The sequence below is a fragment of the Testudinibacter sp. P17/SS/0325 genome, from assembly GCF_053570765.1.
This window is the reverse complement of record NZ_CM131635.1, coordinates 873,666-891,545: the sequence shown is the minus strand read 5'-3', so window position 1 is coordinate 891,545 and position 17,880 is coordinate 873,666. Positions and strand designations below refer to the sequence as shown.

16 protein-coding genes are annotated in these 17,880 nt (G+C 47.5%); 6 read left to right on the top strand and 10 right to left on the bottom strand.

Annotated elements, in window-relative coordinates:
• Position 1: 1 nt before the first annotated feature.
• From ACWA50_RS04260 to ACWA50_RS04245, 4 genes are all read right to left on the bottom strand, one after another.
• Positions 2-1,084 (bottom strand): ABC transporter ATP-binding protein, encoded by a 1,083-nt coding sequence (locus ACWA50_RS04260; protein WP_431054075.1) that lies wholly within the window; start codon positions 1,082-1,084, stop codon positions 2-4.
• Between the two features lie 14 nt (positions 1,085-1,098).
• A complete protein-coding gene (locus ACWA50_RS04255; protein ID WP_431054074.1) occupies positions 1,099-1,962 on the bottom strand; it encodes an ABC transporter permease subunit in 864 nt (287 codons plus the stop codon).
• Positions 1,963-1,982: 20 nt separating this feature from the next.
• Positions 1,983-2,858 (bottom strand): ABC transporter permease subunit, encoded by an 876-nt coding sequence (locus ACWA50_RS04250; protein ID WP_431054073.1) that lies wholly within the window; start codon positions 2,856-2,858, stop codon positions 1,983-1,985.
• A 114-nt stretch (positions 2,859-2,972) separates the two neighbouring features.
• Complete coding sequence (locus ACWA50_RS04245) at positions 2,973-4,274, bottom strand: extracellular solute-binding protein (RefSeq protein ID WP_431054072.1); 1,302 nt, start codon at positions 4,272-4,274, stop codon at positions 2,973-2,975.
• Positions 4,275-4,521: 247 nt separating this feature from the next.
• On the opposite strand from ACWA50_RS04245, the gene ACWA50_RS04240 reads away from it, so the two are divergent.
• The 6 genes from ACWA50_RS04240 (at position 4,522) to ppx (ending at position 14,774) form a co-directional block, all read left to right on the top strand.
• Positions 4,522-4,860: a hypothetical protein gene (locus ACWA50_RS04240; RefSeq protein ID WP_431054071.1), complete on the top strand. Its 339-nt coding sequence runs from the start codon at positions 4,522-4,524 to the stop codon at positions 4,858-4,860.
• Between the two features lie 2 nt (positions 4,861-4,862).
• Positions 4,863-5,159 (top strand): NadS family protein, encoded by a 297-nt coding sequence (gene nadS, locus ACWA50_RS04235; RefSeq protein WP_431054070.1) that lies wholly within the window; start codon positions 4,863-4,865, stop codon positions 5,157-5,159.
• 163 nt (positions 5,160-5,322) lie between these two features.
• Positions 5,323-7,095 (top strand): autotransporter assembly complex protein TamA, encoded by a 1,773-nt coding sequence (tamA, locus tag ACWA50_RS04230; RefSeq protein ID WP_431054287.1) that lies wholly within the window; start codon positions 5,323-5,325, stop codon positions 7,093-7,095.
• Entirely contained in the window at positions 7,095-11,063 is a 3,969-nt protein-coding gene (tamB, locus tag ACWA50_RS04225) for an autotransporter assembly complex protein TamB (RefSeq protein ID WP_431054069.1), read from the top strand. The genes tamA and tamB overlap by 1 nt, the downstream gene beginning before the upstream one ends.
• Before the next feature lie 59 nt (positions 11,064-11,122).
• Entirely contained in the window at positions 11,123-13,207 is a 2,085-nt protein-coding gene (ppk1, locus tag ACWA50_RS04220; protein WP_431054068.1) for a polyphosphate kinase 1, read from the top strand.
• Positions 13,208-13,247: 40 nt separating this feature from the next.
• Complete coding sequence (gene ppx, locus ACWA50_RS04215) at positions 13,248-14,774, top strand: exopolyphosphatase (RefSeq protein ID WP_431054067.1); 1,527 nt, start codon at positions 13,248-13,250, stop codon at positions 14,772-14,774.
• A 15-nt stretch (positions 14,775-14,789) separates the two neighbouring features.
• On the opposite strand, the gene ACWA50_RS04210 is transcribed toward ppx, so the two are convergent.
• The 6 genes from ACWA50_RS04210 to ACWA50_RS04185 form a co-directional block, all read right to left on the bottom strand.
• Positions 14,790-15,803, bottom strand: coding sequence for a hemagglutinin repeat-containing protein (locus tag ACWA50_RS04210; RefSeq protein WP_449343119.1), 1,014 nt, complete (start codon positions 15,801-15,803; stop codon positions 14,790-14,792).
• Positions 15,804-15,912: 109 nt separating this feature from the next.
• Entirely contained in the window at positions 15,913-16,374 is a 462-nt protein-coding gene (locus ACWA50_RS04205) for a hypothetical protein (RefSeq protein WP_431054065.1), read from the bottom strand.
• Positions 16,371-16,733: a hypothetical protein gene (locus tag ACWA50_RS04200; protein ID WP_431054064.1), complete on the bottom strand. Its 363-nt coding sequence runs from the start codon at positions 16,731-16,733 to the stop codon at positions 16,371-16,373. Before ACWA50_RS04200 ends, ACWA50_RS04205 begins: the two co-directional genes overlap by 4 nt.
• The gene (locus tag ACWA50_RS04195) at positions 16,730-16,915 is read right to left on the bottom strand and encodes a hypothetical protein (protein WP_431054063.1); all 186 of its coding nucleotides are present in this window, start codon (positions 16,913-16,915) and stop codon (positions 16,730-16,732) included. Before ACWA50_RS04195 ends, ACWA50_RS04200 begins: the two co-directional genes overlap by 4 nt.
• Before the next feature lie 153 nt (positions 16,916-17,068).
• Complete coding sequence (locus ACWA50_RS04190) at positions 17,069-17,551, bottom strand: DNA/RNA non-specific endonuclease (protein ID WP_431054062.1); 483 nt, start codon at positions 17,549-17,551, stop codon at positions 17,069-17,071.
• Between the two features lie 103 nt (positions 17,552-17,654).
• Positions 17,655-17,843: a hypothetical protein gene (locus ACWA50_RS04185; RefSeq protein ID WP_431054061.1), complete on the bottom strand. Its 189-nt coding sequence runs from the start codon at positions 17,841-17,843 to the stop codon at positions 17,655-17,657.
• Positions 17,844-17,880: the final 37 nt, after the last annotated feature.

Below are 17,880 nucleotides of genomic sequence, written 5' to 3'. Positions count from 1 at the left end.
ATTAGTTTTGGTAAATGGCTTGCCCCGTTTCGCCGTCAAACAGATAAATATCGCGGCTGGCAACGCTAAAATACAGGGCGTCTTCCGCCGGCACATTGCTCATTTCGGTGACGGCAAGCAGCGGCTGTTTGCCTAAATTGCCGTGAATCACCCGCTGCGCGCCCAAATCCTCCACTACGCTGACCGCAAGCAAAAACGGATTTTCCACCGTCGGTTTTTGCTGAGAGAGCTGAATTTTTTCCGGACGGATTCCGATTTTAATTGTTTTGCCTTGATACTGCGGCGGCAAGTCAAAGTGCGGTTTGAAATAGTGTCCGCTCGGCAGTCGCAGACTGTCGTTGTGCAAGGTCGCTTCGAGAATATTCATCGCCGGCGAGCCCATAAAGGTGGCGACAAACAGATTTGCCGGACGGTGGTAAATCGCTTTCGGCGTGCCGATTTGTTCCACTTTACCGGCATTCAGAATCACGATTTTATCCGCCATAGTCATCGCTTCCACTTGGTCGTGAGTCACGTAAACCGCGGTGATATTTAACCGCCGTTGCAACGCTTTGATCTCCAAGCGCATGGTATTACGCAATTTGGCGTCAAGGTTGGAAAGCGGCTCATCAAACAGGAACAATTTCGGCTCGCGCACAATCGCGCGCCCCATTGCCACCCGCTGCCGTTGTCCGCCGGACAACTCTTTCGGCTTGCTATTAAGGTATTCGCTCAACTGGAGTAATTTGGCGGTTTCTTCCACCCGTTTTTGGATTTCCGCTTGCGGGTATTTGCGGTTAATCAAGCCGTACGCCAAATTTTTAAACACCGTCATATGCGGATACAGCGCGTAGTTTTGGAACACCATCGCAATATTGCGATCCGCCGGTTCAAGATCGTTAATCCGCTCGTCGGCGAGATACATATCGCCGGACGTGATCGATTCCAAGCCGGCAATCATGCGTAACAGCGTGGATTTACCACAGCCGGACGGCCCGACAAACACCACAAACTCCCCGGCTTCAATGCTGATATTGGCATTGTGGGTTGCCGCTTTGCCGTTGGGATAAATTTTGCTTACGTTTTTGATTTCTAATGCTGACATCTTTTTTCTCTCTTTTATTTGTCGGAATCAACCAAGCCTTTGATAAACCATTTTTGGAACAGCACCACCACCAATACCGGCGGCGCAATCGACAACACCGCCAGCGCAAATGCGCGGTTATAAGCCGGAATTTTGCCGTCGTCCAACACATTGATGATGTCTTTAATCCCCAGTAACAGAGTTTTGAAACTCTCGTCGGTGGTCATTAAAATCGGCCATAAATACTGATTCCAACCGACCACAAACATAATGATAAAAATCGCCGCAATCATCGCTTTCGACAGCGGCAGCAAAATATCAATGAAAAAGCGCCACGGGCCGGCGTTATCCATTTTCGCCGCTTCGATTAATTCATCGGGAATCGACAGAAAAAATTGGCGGAAGAAAAACGTCGCGGTCGCCGAAGCAATCAGCGGCAAAATCAGCCCGGTATAGCTGTTGACCATGCCCAGTTGCGCCACGATTTCATAAGACGGGATAATCCGCACTTCCAACGGCAACAACAACGAGCTGAAAATAATCCAAAACAGGAAAGTGCCCATCGGGAAGCGGAAATAGACAATCGCATACGCCGCCAACATCGAGATAACGATTTTACCAATCGCAAAACCAAAACCCAGAATCAGTGAGTTTTTCAACATCAGCAAACCACTGGCGCCTTTGATTTGCACCGAGGTGTCGTTTAAAAATACGCTGGATGAACCGAACAGCAACTCTTTGTAAGTGCTGATAAATTCATCGCCGAACCAAAATTGAATGCCGTTGCGCGCCAGATATTCCGCACTGTGTGTGGAGGAAGTGAGCGCTAACCACACCGGCAGCATTAAGAAAATCACGCCGGTGATTAAAATAAAATGGTCGAAAAATTTTGTTTTCATCGTTATTCCTCAAACGCCCGCTAATAGTGAATTTTCTTTTCTAAGAAACGGAACTGCACCACCGTCAGCAACATCACGAAAATCATCAAGATCACCGACTGCGCCGAACTGCCCCCCAGATCCGCCCCCAAGAAACCGTCTTGATAAATTTTATACACCAGCGTCGAGGTTTCGCCGCTCGGGCGCCCGCGGGTCAGGGTGTCGATAATGCCGAAGGTTTCGAAAAACGCATAAGTGATATTGATTACCAATAAGAAAAAAGTGGTCGGCGCTAACAGCGGAAAGGTAATCGTCCAGAAACGTTTGCTGCGGCTTTTGCAGTCAATCGCCGCCGCTTCCTTCACCGAATTGGGAATGCCTTGCAAACCGGCGATAAAATAGACGAAATTCACGCTCACCTGTTTCCACACCGAAATCAGCACCAGCGCAAGAGTGGCGTCAACGCCGTCCAGTTTATGATCGAACGCCCACATTTGGTTCAACAGTTTATACATCGGTCCGACATGGGAATCGAACAAAAATACGGCAAGCAACCCCGCCACTGCCGGCGCGATGGCGTAAGGCCAGATAATCAGGGTTTTATAACTGTTTTTGGCACGGATCACCTGATCGGCTTTCACCGCCAGCAGCAGCGCAATCGCCAATGAGAAAAAAGTGACCAACACGGAAAAAATAATCGTGAAGCGAAACGATTTGTAATAATTGGGATTACTCAACACATCAATGTAATTTTGCCAACCGACAAAGGTCGAGCTGAAACCGAACGGATCTTCCAAATAGAAGCTCATATTCAGCGATTGCAGCGCCGGCCAAACAAAGAAAATGGCGATAATCAGCAATTGCGGCGCAATAAACAGATAAGGTAATGCAGAATGTTTAAAGGTTCTTTTATTCATCTTGTGATCCTAAAAATCAAACAACCGAAAAATATTCCCTCCCGCCGTAAACGGAGGAGGTGTCCGAAGGACGAAGGAAGGGAAAAGGCTTTTCAGCCAAAACCGCACTTTGGGTTATTTGACGGTTTGTGCAAAACGCGACAGCAATTGGTTACCATCTCTTTCAATCACCGTCAGCGCTTGATCCACCTCGGTGCCGCCAGTAAACATTTTAGTCACTTCGCTGCGAATCACTTCACGGGTTTGCGGATAGAAGCCCAAACGGTAGCCTTTGGTCCATTCGCCGCCCGGTAAATTCAACTGTAAAATGCCGGTTTCCGCCGCCGGTTCTTGCTGATAGTAACCTTCGACTTTCACTTTTTCGTACGCGGCGGTGGTGATCGGCACATAGCCGGTCTCTTTATGCCAATCAGCCTGCACCTCGGCACTGCTCAAGAATTTGAAGAAGTCGGTAGAACAAGCATTCTGCTCTTTCGATTTACCGGAGAAGGCAAATAGCGCCGCCCCGCCGATAAAGGTGTTGTACTCTTTGCCTTTGGTGATCGAATCCCAGTACGGCAGATAGGTTGTGCCGAAATCAAAATCGGCTTGGGTTTTAATGCCGCCGAATGAACCGCTTGAACCTAACCACATCGCCACTTCGCCTTTCTCAAACGGGGTTTGGTTGTCGCCCCAACCTTCGCCGTAGTAGCCGTAATAACCTTTGTCTTTCCACTCTTTGAATTTACTCAGGTGCATTTTCAGATCAGGGTTGTTGTAGTTCAATTTGCTTGCCGGTGCGTCAAAACCGTTGTTTTGATCGGCTAATTGCAAGTTATGGCGCGAATGGAAGTTTTCAAACAAAATCCATGGCGAATGGGATTGCGACAATGCGATATAACCGGCTTGTTTCAATTTTTCCGCTACGCCCTCGAATTCTTCCCAGGTTTTCGGCGGTTGCACACCGGCTTTAGCGAGCGCGTCTTTGTTAAAATAGAGAATCACGGTTGAGGAGTTGAACGGCATGCCGATCATTTTGCCTTGGCTGTCGGCATAGAAGTTACGAATACCCGGCAGATAATCATTTTTATCAAATGCCACGCCGCTTTCGGCAAACAGATCGGCAACCGGCGTCAATGCGCCCTTGGCGTTGATGATGGTTGCCGAACCGGCTTCATACACTTGGATAATATTCGGGGCTTGTTTGGCACGGAAAGCGGCAATGCCGGCGGTTAATAATTCTTCATAGCTGCCTTTATAAATCGGATCGATTTTACATTGGTGTTGCGCAGCGTTATAAGTCGCCGCAATTTTGTTGACAGTTTCCCCCAACTGCCCTCCCATCGCATGCCACCAAGTAATATCCGTTGCGGCTGACGCAGAGAAAGAAACAGTTGCTGTCGCCAGTGCGCTAATCAAAAGTGATTTGTTAAACATAAACAGTCCTTCAGTGAATTCGAAAATTAATCGCTCGACATTGAGCCGAATCACTGTAGCAAAGAAGTGTTACATTTTGATGACAATATAAAACTGGCATTTTTTCCAAAATTACGATCGGGATCGAGAAAATCGTTATCCGTTATTGGCAACTTTTCATTTTTATTGATAACTCTGCTGACTTGATAAATTTAATTGCACATAAGAGTTGTACATTGTACAATTTCGAATTGAGGATTTTGGTGTTATGCGCTATCTGACGTTTATTGAACTGAGCCCGTTTTCCAAACGACGAGCTGACCTATTGAGTGATGATGAATTCCAAGCACTACAGCAATATTTGTTGGAGAATCATAGCCTGGGAAAATATTTGCAACACACCGGCAGCTGTCAAAAAATACGTTGGGCAAGTCACAATAACCAAGGAAAAAGCAGTGGCGTGCGGATTATCTATTACCATGTCGGCACGAAAGGGCGGCTATATCTCTTGCTGATTTACCCTAAAAATGCACAGGATAATTTAACCCAAGCCGAAAAAGCATTAATGAAACAAATTACTGATAAATTGAGCCAAGAAAAGGAATAAGTATGGATAAAGCCCTGTTTAATGACTTACTCACAGGTTTAAACGAAATGGTCGAGATTGAGAATGGTATAAAGCAGGCAAATGCTGATGCTGTACACGTTCATCAAATTCCTGATGTAAAAAAAATTCGCGCTACAACCTGTTTAAAGCAGCAAGAGTTTGCCGAGGCACTTGGAGTCAGTTTGGCGTTGGTGCAATCTTGGGAAACCCTGCGCCGTGTTCCCAGTGGTTCGGCAAGAAAATTATTACTGATGTTGGAACTGAAGCCCGATTTAATCTCGGCATTAAAAGTGATTTGACATAAAAGTAAACCCACATCAAAACCATTGGCATAAGGTGCGCTTGGCGGTAAACTTAATGCCGATATTGCGGTCTAAAAATTGATCTTCAATATAAAAAACAAAGACCAACACCTATGGAGTTGATGTGAAATTATTACCATGGCAGTCATTCACAGGGAAAGTGAACGGACGCTTAGCGAAAATTTTTCTGTTAGCGTTCGCCGCCCTCGCGCAAACCGCACTTGCGGATACGGATAACAAGACGCAAACACCGCAGCAACAACAAACGGTATTATTGCGGGTGCAAGGGATTACCAATCCGGAACTGAGTAACAATGTCAGAATCCACCTGTCGCAGTTGAGCAACGATGAAGCGGACGGTTCGGAACGCTATCAATATCTGGTCAGCCAGACCATTGAAAATGCCCTGCGTGCGTTAGGCTATTTTAATAATCAAATCACTTTCCGCTTGCAAACCCGCCCCGCACCGGCGAAAGATTTGCTGTTTGCCGATGTGGTATTGGCACAGCCGGTGAAAAACGCCGCCCCCGAGATTCAAATTTTGGGCGACGCCAATCTTGATCCCGAATTTATTGCGTTGAATAAAACCCTGCCGCCGGTCGGTGCGGTCTTAAATCAAGGCGAATATGACGACTATAAATCCTCGCTGCAAAGTCTCGCGGCAAAGCGCGGTTACTTTGACGCCGATTTTGTGCTGTCGCAACTGTTGGTCACCCCGGACGAACATGAAGCGGTGTGGCACATTGTGTTTAATAGCGGCAAGCGTTATCACTATGGCTCGGTCAATTTTAAGCATTCGCAAATCCGTGAAGACTACCTGCGCAATATGCTGCCGATCGAAGCCGGCGAACCTTATCTGATTAACGATTTGTCCACCCTCACCTCCAACTACAGTTCCAGCAACTGGTTCAGCTCGGTGTTGTTGGAACCGCACTTGGACGCCGACGCCAAACGGGTCGATCTGGATGTGTTATTGCGTCCGAAAAAGAAAAACAGTATGGAGCTGGGGATCGGCTATTCGACCGATGTCGGACCGCGACTGCAAGTCGGTTGGACCCGTCCGTGGATTAACAGCCGCGGGCACAGCTTCCGCAGCAATCTGTATCTGTCAGCGCCGCAACAAACCGTAGAAGCAACCTACCGTATGCCATTGCTTGCCAATCCGATGAATTACTACTATGAATTCTCCGGCGGGATGGAACGGGAAGATAACAACGATACCAAATCCAATACCGTGACCCTCGCCGGCTTGCGCTATTGGAACCACAGCAGCGGCTGGCAATATTTTGCCGGCGTACGCGCCCGTTACGACGACTTCACCCAAGCAGGTGTGTCGCATAAAACCTTCCTGCTCTATCCGACCGTCGGTTTTAACCGCACTCGGATACGCGGCGGCATGTTCCCAAGCTGGGGCGATGCACAAAATGTCACCTTTAACCTCGGGCGCAAGCTGTGGATGTCAGATGTGGACTTTTTCAGCGTGCGGGCTTCCTCTGCCTGGATCCGCACTTACGCCGCTAATCACCGTTTTTTGGTACGGTTTGAAGTCGGTTACTTGAACACCAAAGAATTGGCACGCATTCCTCCCGCCTTACGCTATTTCGCCGGCGGCGACCGCAGTATTCGCGGTTACGGCTATAAAAAAGTCTCACCGAAAGATAAAGACGGCAAACTGGTCGGCGCCTCACGCTTGGCGATTGCCAATTTCGAATATCAATATCAGGTCTATCAAGACTGGTGGGCGGCGGTGTTTTACGACACCGGCTTGGCGGCGAATACCTTCTCCCGCGCCGAATTACGTTCCGGGGCGGGGATCGGTGTGCGTTGGGCATCACCGATCGGTGCCGTCAAATTCGATATCGCCACGCCAATCAACGACAAAGACAACAGTAAAAATATTCAATTTTATATCGGGCTAGGAACAGAGTTGTAATGAAAAACACACAAACGGCGCAAAGCACCGCAGCAACCGACATCACTGACGGCACAGCACATCACGGACCGCAAACCGAAGCGCACACCGCAATCAAGAAAAAACACAAGTGCGGTTGGCGCAAATGGTTATGCTCCGCTGCCATTGCACTGCTGTTACTGTTGGCGCTGTTAGTCGGTTTGATTGGCAGCGGTTACGGACAACGCGCGCTGCTGAAATTGGCGGATCATCTGCTGGAGGAGCTGCAAATCGAACAAGTCAGCGGCAATTTGAGTGACGGTCTCGTCTTACACCATCTCGAATACCACAGCGACGGGATCGGCGTCGCAGTCGGCGAAGCCCGCGCGCAACTGCAATTTTCCTGTTTATGGCAGCGCAAACTGTGTCTTGACGATGTCTCGCTAAAACAAGTGGCGGTCGGAGTGGATACCGCATTGTTACCGCCGTCCGAACCACGCGAACCGTCATCCGACGGAATACGACGACTCACGCTGCCGCTGGCGGTCGAGATCCGCAATGTCAGCTTGCAAGAGGTGAATACCAAAGTCGATCACATGCGCTTTGCGCTACAGCAATTCCAAACCGCACTTTCACTCGATAATCAGCAAGGCTTGACGATTCAGCCGACTCAAATTGAAAAATTCAGCGTAACGATGGCAGAAAATCCGGCGTCGGCGAAAGAAGAAGATAAAACCGCTGAAACGGCGCAAACCGCGGCAGTGACCGACTGGGACGCCTTACGCCGGCAACTGGCAAAACCGCTGTTAGCCGAGTTGCAACAAGTCACCCTGCCGTTTGATATTCATCTGCTAGGCTTACACGGGCGTGACTGGCACTACCGCGAATCGTGGGAGAACGGCTTGGATATCGCGGTTCCAAGCGTCGATCTGATTGCCGACGCAACCGGCTACCAAGTGCAATTACAGCAATTGACGCTGAACAGTGATTTGCTTGATATCGACGGCAAAGGCAATATCCGTTTGGAACAGGATTTCCCACTGGACTTGCAGCTAAGCGCGGAAATTTATCCGTTGTTGCAAGGCGAAGAACTGCTGTTGCCGCAAAGTGCGGTTACACTCAATCTCAGCGGCGCGCTGAAACAAACCACGCAGTTACAGTTCACGACCCAAGGCGCGGCGGATATGCGTTTGGACGGGAAAATCCAACTGAATCAAGCGCATAATCCGTTACAACTGACCCTGAAAAGCCCGCAATTCGAGTATCCGTTTGCAACGCGAAACCAAGGCGACGAACAAGCCAAAGATAAGCCGGACGTGCGCTTGCAGGATCTTGAACTGCAACTGGACGGCAATTTGTCGCAATACCACATCGCCCTCGACAGCCAAATCAGCGGCGTGGATATTCCGCCCGCCAAAGTCAGCCTGAATGCCGACGGCACGATTAGCGATTTAGAGATTCAAGCCTTGTTAATCGAAGCGCTCAACGGCAATGCCGAATTAAACGGCAAACTGGCATGGCATGACGGCGTCAGCTGGCAAAGTGCGGTCAAACTCGCCAATATCGACACCCGCAGCTATCTGCCGCAATGGGCGGCGGTGCTGAACGGCGGCTTAACCACGCAGGGGCAGGCTAAGGGCGACAGTTGGCAGCTGGCGATTGACGAACTGGCGATTGACGGACGGCTAAACAATCAGCCGTTACAACTCAGCGGCAAACTGCACAGCAACGATCAACGCGTGCTGGATGCGAAACAAGTCAAACTGGTTTACGGCAACAACACTATGTTACTCAACGGGCATTTGGATCAGGAATCCGATCTGCAAGCGCAGATTAATGCGCCCAATTTGGCAGGCTTGCTACCGCACTTGTCTGCCTCACTAAACGGCAATATCCATATTCAAGGCAGCCTGCAAAAACCGTCCGCCGATCTGGATTTGGTCAGTAAAAATATTGATTACCAAGACTTCCGCCTGCGCAATTTCAGCGCCAAAGGGCGTTTGACCATGGACGAGATCATTGCCGGTGCCCTGTACTTAAACCTAGACTCGTTCAAATACGGCGATGTCACGCTACAGCAAACCAAACTGATTGCCGAAGGCAATGAAAAAAATCACAAACTGAATCTGCGCACCCAAGGCGAACCGGTCTCCGGCACCTTGAATATTTACGGCGGCTTTGATCGCGCCAACGAAATTTGGCAAGGCACGCTCAGCCAAGTGCGGTTACACTCGCCGGTCGGCAACTGGAACAATAATCAAAACGTGGCGGTGCGTTTCGACGTTAAGCAAAACAACGCCAATGTTGCCGCCCATTGTTGGCTGAACCAACAGGCGCAACTCTGTTTCCCGCAGCCGTTTACCGCGGGCAACAACGGGAACATTCCGTTTGAGCTGAAACAGATTAATTTAGCGATGGTGAACGAATTTCTGGATAACAACAGTCAAGCTTCGGGCATTATTGACGGCAGCGGCAAAGTGGCATGGCATAGCGACAAACCGTTTGAATTGGAGCTGGCACTCACCAGCAACCAACTGGGGTTCAAACATCGGATTGACTACCGCACTTTCCAGATTGCGCTCAACCGGCTCAAGATCAACAGCCAGATTCAGAACAATAACCTGCTGCTCAAAGCGGAAACCGAGATCAATCAAAACGGCAAATTGGCAACCAATCTCACCCTGACCGATTTGGCGAATAGCCGCGGTTTATCCGGCGATCTGAACCTGCAGGATTTCAATCTGAATCTGCTCAACCAGCTGCTCGCCAAAGGCGAAAACGTGCAAGGCTTGGTCAACAGCCGCTTGCGTTTTGGCGGCGATTTGCAAGCGCCGCTGTTGAACGGGCGTTTCGATATCACCGGCATTCGCACCAAGCTGTTCTCAACCCCGTTCCAAGTCAGTGACGGACAGCTGAACATCGCCTTCAACGGCACATCGTCCACTTTAAACGGCACGCTAAAAACACCGGACAGCCAACTGAACCTGAACGGCGACGCCTCATGGCGCACGCTCGAACAGTGGCAGGCACGGATCGCAGCCCAAGCCAACCGTTTCAAACTGGATATGCCCGGCATTGCCAAAATCGAAGTCAGCCCGAATGTCGAAGCCAATATTAATCCGCAGCTGCTCAATCTGACCGGCAATGTCGATGTGCCGTGGGCGCGGATTACGATTGAACAACTGCCGGAAAGTGCGGTCGGCGTCAGCGGCGATCTGGTGATTGTCGACGGCAAAAACAAAGTGGAGATTCGCAAAGCGTTGCAGCAACAGGCACTGGCGCGCCAAGCGGGCATGGCGGTGTCGTCCAACATTACCGTGAATATCGGCAATGATGTGTTTCTCGACGCCTACGGCTTAAAAGCCAACCTGAACGGAACGTTGGCGGTACGGCAAGAGAAAACCTTGGGGCTGTACGGACAAGTCAATATCCAAAACGGCCGCTATGCCTCATTCGGACAGGATTTATTAATCCGGCGCGGACAAATCAGCTTTTCCGGTTTGGCGTCGCAGCCGTTCTTGAATATCGAAGCCATCCGTAATCCGGAAGCGATGGAAAACAGTAAAATCGTCGCCGGCATTAAAGTGACCGGCATTGCCGATCAACCCGATGTGTCGGTCTTTTCCGAACCGGGCATGTCGCAGGACGAAGCCCTTTCCTACCTGTTGACCGGACGCGGTTTGGATAACAGCGGCGACTCCGCTTCCAGCGCCTCGATTGGCGCCGCAATGTTGGGCTTGGGCTTATCCAAGAGCGGCAAACTGGTCGGCGGTATCGGCGAAGCGTTTGGAATCAGCGATTTAACGCTGGATACCGCCGGTATCGGCGACAACTCGCAAGTGGTGGTCAGCGGCAATATCACCCCGCGTCTGCAAATCAAATATGGGGTCGGCTTGTTTCAACCGTTGGCAGAATTAACTTTACGATATAAAATAATGCCGCAACTGTTTTTACAATCGGTATCGGGGGTAAGCCAAGCTGTTGATTTGTTGTACCAATTTGAATTTTAAATCAAGACGCAAACAGCGCCATATTATAAAAAATGCTGTATTTAAAAAGGAGAAACCAGATGTTAACGTTAGAAATCGATGAGAACAGCTACACCTCAAAAGAGCTGAGTTGGTTGGCATTTAACGAGCGGGTGCTGCAAGAAGCCTATGACGAAAGCAATCCGCTGTTAGAACGGATCCGCTTTCTGGGGATTTTTGCCTCCAACCTGGATGAATTTTACCAAGTGCGGTTTGCCAACCTGAAGCATAAGCTGTTGATCATCCGTGAGCAGGAGTCGCTGCCCGCCCAGCAGATCCGCAGCCAATTGGAAGTGATTCAGCAGCGAACGGAACAGTTAAACCAAAAATTCGATGAAATCTACAGCCGCCTAATGCTACGGCTGGCAAAGCATAAAATCTTCCTACTGAACGAAAACCAACTCTCCCCTTATCATCAAAACTGGCTCAAAGATTATTTTAAACGCGAAATCAAACAATATATTTTCCCGATTATTCTGAATGAAGATATTGATTTGCTGCAATCGCTCAGCGCACACAACTCGAACCTGATTATCGAACTGAAGAAAAACAAAAAAATCCAAACCCTGGCGATTCTGCCGATTCCGTCCGATTCGCTTTCACGTTTTATCGTGCTGCCAAAAGAGCGTTATAAACGCCATCAAGGTATTATTTTATTAGACAACGTGATCCGTTTTTGTCTGGAAAATATCTTTGCCGATGCGATTTTTGATTATGATGAAATCAGTGCTTACTCGATCAAAATGACGCGTGATGCCGAATACGATTTGATCACCGAAGTGGAATACAGCTTATTAGAACTGATGTCAACCAGCCTGAAGCAACGGGTCACCGCGCAACCGGTGCGTTTCCTGTATGAAAAATCAATGCCGAAAAACCTGCTGAAATTACTGAAACAGCGTTTGAACATCAGCAGTCTGGACTCGGTCGAAGCGGGCGGGCGCTATCTCAGCTTCAAGCATTTGCTGCAATTTCCGGATTTGGGCAAAAAAGAGTTGGTCAATGCGCCGCTGTCGGTGATTGCCCACCCGCAACTGAAAAACGAACGGATTATTCTCGATGCCATCGCCAAAAAAGACATTCTGCTGTATTACCCGTACCACAGTTTTAACGTGATCTGCGAATTGTTGCGCCAAGCCTCGTTTGACCCGAATGTAACCGCAATTAAAATCAACCTGTATCGGGTGGCGAAACACTCCCGCATTATCGAAGCCCTGATGAATGCCGCCAACAACGGCAAACAGGTGACGGTGATTATCGAATTGCAAGCCCGCTTCGATGAAGAGGCCAATATCAATTGGGCGAAACGCCTGACCGACAGCAATATCAAGGTGGTGTTCTCCTCACCGGGCTTTAAAATCCACTCCAAATTATTCCTGATCACCCGCCGTGAAAACAACCAACTGGTGAATTATGCCCATGTCGGCACCGGTAACTTCCACGAAGGTTCGGCACGAATTTATACCGATTTCGCTTTACTGAGCAAAAACAGCAACATCACCGAAGAAGTCAAACGGGTATTCCGCTTTATCGAAATGCCGTTCAGCCCGACCAAATTTTCCCACCTGCTGGTTTCGCCGATTAACGTCAGAATCCGACTGTCTTATCTGATCAACCGCGAAATCGAGAATGCGCAAGCCGGTAAGAAGAGCGGGATGATTATCAAAATTAACAATCTGGTTGACCAGCAAATGGTGAACCTGTTGTATAACGCCAGCCAAGCCGGGGTTAAAATCCAAATGATCCTACGCGGCATGTGCTCGTTAAAAGCCGGCGTAGCGGGATTGAGCGAAAATATTGAAATCATCAGCGTGATTGACCGTTTCCTCGAACATCCGCGGGTGTACTATTTTGAAAATAACGGCGATCCGGATGTCTATATCTCTTCCGCCGACTGGATGACGCGCAATCTTGATCGCCGGATTGAAGTCGGTGCGCCGCTATTGGATGCCGAGGCAAAACAGTGCGTGATTGATATTCTGAAAATCCAGTTATCAGACAATGTCAAAGCGCGTATCATTGACGCGAAAGAGAAAAATGAATATGTGCGCAACCGGCAGCCGGCTTGTCGCTCGCAGCTGGCGATTCACGACTATCTATCCGCCAAAACCGTATCGACCAAATAACAGACTAAGTCACCGACCAAGCAACTAAAGAGTAATTATTATGAACCAACAAACCACCTCAACGGAATCGACCGCCAAAGAATTCGCCGCAATCGATCTGGGCTCCAACAGTTTTCACATGATCATTGTCCGCATTGTCAACGGCTCGATTCAGGTGCTGTCGCGCTTAAAACAACGGGTGCAGTTGGCACAGGGGTTGGACGACAAACTGTATCTCAGTCAGGAAGCCATTGCGCGCGGGGTGGCTTGCCTGGCACTGTTTGCTGAACGGCTGCAAGGCTTTCCGCCGGAAAATGTACGCGCGGTAGGCACCTATACCTTACGCCGTGCCGTCAACAATGATGAATTTCTACAACAAGCCGCCGAGGTTTTTCCGTTTCCGATCCGTATTATTTCCGGCACCGAAGAAGCCAAACTGATTTACTCCGGCGTGTCGCATACCCAGCCGGAAAGCGGGCGTAAACTGGTGGTAGACATCGGCGGCGGCTCAACCGAAATGATTATCGGCGAAGGCTTCACCCCGCTGATCGCCGAAAGCCGCCATATGGGCTGCGTCAGCTTCGGCAAAACCTATTTTGCCGACGGCAAAATCAGCAATAAAAGTTTCCAAGCAGCCAAACAAGCGGCATTGGAGAAAATCGAAGATCTGTCGTGGGAATATCGTCATCTCGGCTGGCAATCGGTGTTGGGTTCTTCCGGTACGATTAAAACCGTCAGCCAGATTGTCAGTGAAAACTTCGATTGCGACGGCGTGATCACCGCCGACAATTTACGGCAACTGATTGATAAAGTGCTGAAATTTGATAATTTTGATAAGTTGAAAATTGCCGGCTTAAGTGAAGATCGAGTCAGTGTATTTGTACCCGGTTTGGCAATTCTAAGTGCGGTATTTGAAAATTATCGCCTCGAACAAATGCGCTATTCCGACGGTGCATTGCGTGAAGGCGTGATGTACGGGTTGGAAAGCAGTTTCCAAGTGGACGACATTCGCGAACGCACCGTCAACAGCTTGATGGGGCATTTCAGCGTCGATCAGGAACAAGCCCTGCGCGTTGCCGACACCGCCGTACTGCTCGGGCAAAAATACCAACGTTGGAAAAATGCCGATTTAAGTGCCGATATGCAGAATATCCTGTTATCGGCGGCATTACTGCACGAAGTCGGGATTATGATCAACCACAGCGGGGTACAGAAACACTCCGCCTACATTATCCAAAACAGCGAACTGCCGGGCTTTGACCGTTGCCAACAACGGCTGTTAGCCAATTTAGTGCGTTTCCAAATCAAATCCTTCAAACCGGCGGATATTCAAAACGACAACCGTTACGAACTGCAAGATGTGTTGGCATTAATCGTGCTGCTGCGCCTTGCCCTCATCATCAACCGCTCGCGCCGCGCCACCGAACTGACTGATAAATTCACCCTCGATGTCAGCAGCAATTTCAACCGCTGGGAACTGGAATTTGAGCAAGGCTATTTGGAACGTAATCCGCTGACCCAAAGTGAATTAGGCGAAGAACAAGCTTTTTTGATGAGCAGCCTAGAGATTAATTTGCAGTTTAAGTAATCGCTTGCCCAGCACCTAACATTTCCCTCCCTCCACGTACGGAGGGAGTACTATTGTCGGGCTGACGTCCGTCACTCGTTCCGGCTCGCCTTTGTCGTTTTTGATTACCTTGCCGTTTTCGTCCTTGTTCAAGTCCGAACTTGCGCTCACCCCAATGCTCGCGCTCACCGCCTTGCTCTCACTACGGTTTTCAATGTCGTTGAAGGTCAGTTTGTTGGTAACAAGGCGGTTTTTGTCGGTTTGCTTGCCCGTGATGGCGCCGCCGTTCAAGTGAACATTATTCGCCTCCACATCATAATGTTCTTCGGCAAACAAACCGCTTTGACGATTGACCTGTTGACGATTGGCACTGCCTTGTTGTGCGCTTGCGTTGGCACTCGCCTCCCAAGCCGTACCGAACGACACCTGCACCCGTCCGCCGACACTGCTGCCGCTGCTTCGCTGCTGCTCCCCGTCTTGTAAACTGTTAATCGTCAGGTCGCCGCCAATCCGGGTTTGAATCTGTTTGGCGTGCACCTCCGCCCCGTTCAACGTCGTATCGCCTTGGCTTTTGACGATAACCTTATCCGCATCCACAACACTATTATGATGATAAATGCCTTCACCCTGCTGACCGCTGCGGTTATAACCGGCTTCAACATAAGCATAGACCCCCGTTTGTTCGCCGACGGAATAACCCACGCCCACTTGCGCGCCGCTGCTGCGTTGGCTGCTTTGTTGGCGATAACCGTCCACGCCCGCATTCAGTAAAATCTTGCCTGCCGCGTCAAACTCAACCGTACCGCCCGACGTGCGCTTGCCCTCACTGTCTCGGGTGGTGAGAGTGGTGTAGGTCGCATCAATATTGCCGCGGCGTGCCGTCAAACTTACACCCTCTGCCCCATTGAGATGGTTGCCGACCGCACTTTCGCTATAACGGGCGCTGTCGCTTTTCGCTTGGCTAAAGCCAACGCCGACTTCGCCGACATAAATACGATTATCATCACTAAAACAAATACCTCCTACCGCACTTCTCCTCTCAGGAGGCATTTTTGATTTTGCCAACTCCGAAACAACAATAAATTATTGCTTTGATTCACTGACGGTTATTCAATAGTTTTTATTCATTATTTACCATAGCAAAATTTAAATTAAAAAATCAATATTCACCAACATTATTACGATACCACTCTTTTAATTTTTCTAATATAGAAATAAAATCCACTAAATCAATGCTAGAAAAAAACATCATCTCCATCAATCTCTTCATAGTTAAAAAAAGCATCATCATTAAGTTTCCAAGCGAAAAAACTTTTTTATCATTCCTAGCGCACCGCTTAATAAAATCATCAAAACTATCCTCTAACGTTATCCTATAACCAGAGCAAAAATCACCATTTAAAAAAAACCTACTCTTATAGTTGTTGCAATTTATACTTTCATCATAATAATATGTTTCTTTTAGTATCAGCTCTAAAGAACTCAATAAAGAAGGAAGGTATGTAGTATCATCCAATGTTCCCAACACGTTTCCACTTATAACAATTTGGAGAGGGACTAGCTTTTGCTTCAATTCCATTTCATTTATTTCGAAATAGAAATTAGAGTTTCCCACTTTCATTTTACACCTCCCAAATCTTTAAGTGATTTAGGTATATCATTCATTTTTATAGCTCTAGATTGACCAGATAAAGTTTGACCATCAGTTGAACCATCCCAATGAAAGTTTCCATTATTATCATTTTGAAAACGATGATATACAGGGATATTATTTCTATATTCAATAGCCCATTTATTTTCAGGGTCATCATCTACAATAAAACTTTTATTCCATAGCTCCACATGATTTTCAGGAATTACTGATTTTGTATTATTATATTGAACTTGATTTTTCCCTTTAGGATCGTGATGCCCTGGGTTCTCATAATATTGAGCAATAACTAGCTCTCCGCCATCATTATATAAACTATAAATTGTCAATTATCTTTAAGTTCATCCATATAGGATTGTGCTTCATAAATAAATTGAGTTTTTACTTCACTGTTTTCATTAATAGTTAATATAAACTTTCTCCAGTCACCACCAGTTTGAGTTTGCATCTCAGCATAAAGCTTTTGACAAAAACCCTTCAATTGATTATTAGACTCCGCATTTAAATTCATAGATTGCCGAACACCATTAACTACTATTAATAGCCTAGTCTCCACCCAACCTTCATCTGGATTAAACCTATATATATCTTAGAGTATCAAATTTTTTGTTAGCTTCAAAAAACATTCGACATATACTATTAAGTATATCAAACTGCTTTTTCATTATTTTCCACCACCTTTTTGATTAATAAAATCCTGAGTGAACTCCTCGCCATCAATTATAAATCTCACTTCTAGTTTATCTGGTCTTGATGAACTCAGATTATCACGCATGAATTTTACAGTTATATTATCCACTGTCTTTCCCTCAATATGAGCTTTTCTAAGTATATTTTCAAAATAGATCTTATATGCTGAGTTATTAAAATTGCTATTTTGTGGAAATAAACTATAATGGTCGCAAGAACCACCCATTGCGCAAGCTTGGATGTGCCCACCTACATCTCCATCAATCCCCTCTTTACCTACCGCAGTCTGACGACCATCTCGAACACCTTTATTTTCAAAATCAGGCTTAAATGATATTTCTTCAACATATCCATTCTGATTAGTTCGAAAATAAGTTCCATTTGATAGATTGTATTCAGCATTCGGTCTCAACTGATTGATTGCTTTATAAGCCTCACTCCTTTTTTGTCTTGCCATATCAATATTAACATGACTATCATCAAGGCTATCTTCATCTTATATCTCCCAAATCCTTAGAGGATTATCCTTTGCATACACAACTTTGGAAAATAAATTTCAACTATTTCCAATCAATAGGAACAACACCTGTCTTATTACGCTCGGATTCTGGAATTGGGATATTTAATTCTGGCAATGCCAAAAATAATATTTTTGCGAAACGATTAATAACATTCAATCTCCACGCCTCATTATCACAAAACTTATCAAACAATAATTTAGGAATAGCAATTTCACACTCGCCTCCCATATGTCCACCATATTGAAAGCCAATATAAAAACATTCA

Coding starts and splice junctions, on each gene's coding strand:
- tamB (WP_431054069.1), top strand. CDS start 7,095: ATGAAAAACACACAAACGGCGCAAAGCACCGCAGCAACCGACATCACT.
- ACWA50_RS04255 (WP_431054074.1), bottom strand. CDS start 1,962: ATGAAAACAAAATTTTTCGACCATTTTATTTTAATCACCGGCGTGATT.
- ACWA50_RS04240 (WP_431054071.1), top strand. CDS start 4,522: ATGCGCTATCTGACGTTTATTGAACTGAGCCCGTTTTCCAAACGACGA.
- ACWA50_RS04190 (WP_431054062.1), bottom strand. CDS start 17,551: ATGGCAAGACAAAAAAGGAGTGAGGCTTATAAAGCAATCAATCAGTTG.
- ACWA50_RS04245 (WP_431054072.1), bottom strand. CDS start 4,274: ATGTTTAACAAATCACTTTTGATTAGCGCACTGGCGACAGCAACTGTT.
- ACWA50_RS04250 (WP_431054073.1), bottom strand. CDS start 2,858: ATGAATAAAAGAACCTTTAAACATTCTGCATTACCTTATCTGTTTATT.
- ACWA50_RS04185 (WP_431054061.1), bottom strand. CDS start 17,843: ATGGGAGGCGAGTGTGAAATTGCTATTCCTAAATTATTGTTTGATAAG.
- ppx (WP_431054067.1), top strand. CDS start 13,248: ATGAACCAACAAACCACCTCAACGGAATCGACCGCCAAAGAATTCGCC.
- ACWA50_RS04195 (WP_431054063.1), bottom strand. CDS start 16,915: ATGAATTTAAATGCGGAGTCTAATAATCAATTGAAGGGTTTTTGTCAA.
- nadS (WP_431054070.1), top strand. CDS start 4,863: ATGGATAAAGCCCTGTTTAATGACTTACTCACAGGTTTAAACGAAATG.
- ACWA50_RS04205 (WP_431054065.1), bottom strand. CDS start 16,374: ATGAAAGTGGGAAACTCTAATTTCTATTTCGAAATAAATGAAATGGAA.
- ACWA50_RS04210 (WP_449343119.1), bottom strand. CDS start 15,803: ATGCCTCCTGAGAGGAGAAGTGCGGTAGGAGGTATTTGTTTTAGTGAT.
- ACWA50_RS04260 (WP_431054075.1), bottom strand. CDS start 1,084: ATGTCAGCATTAGAAATCAAAAACGTAAGCAAAATTTATCCCAACGGC.
- ppk1 (WP_431054068.1), top strand. CDS start 11,123: ATGTTAACGTTAGAAATCGATGAGAACAGCTACACCTCAAAAGAGCTG.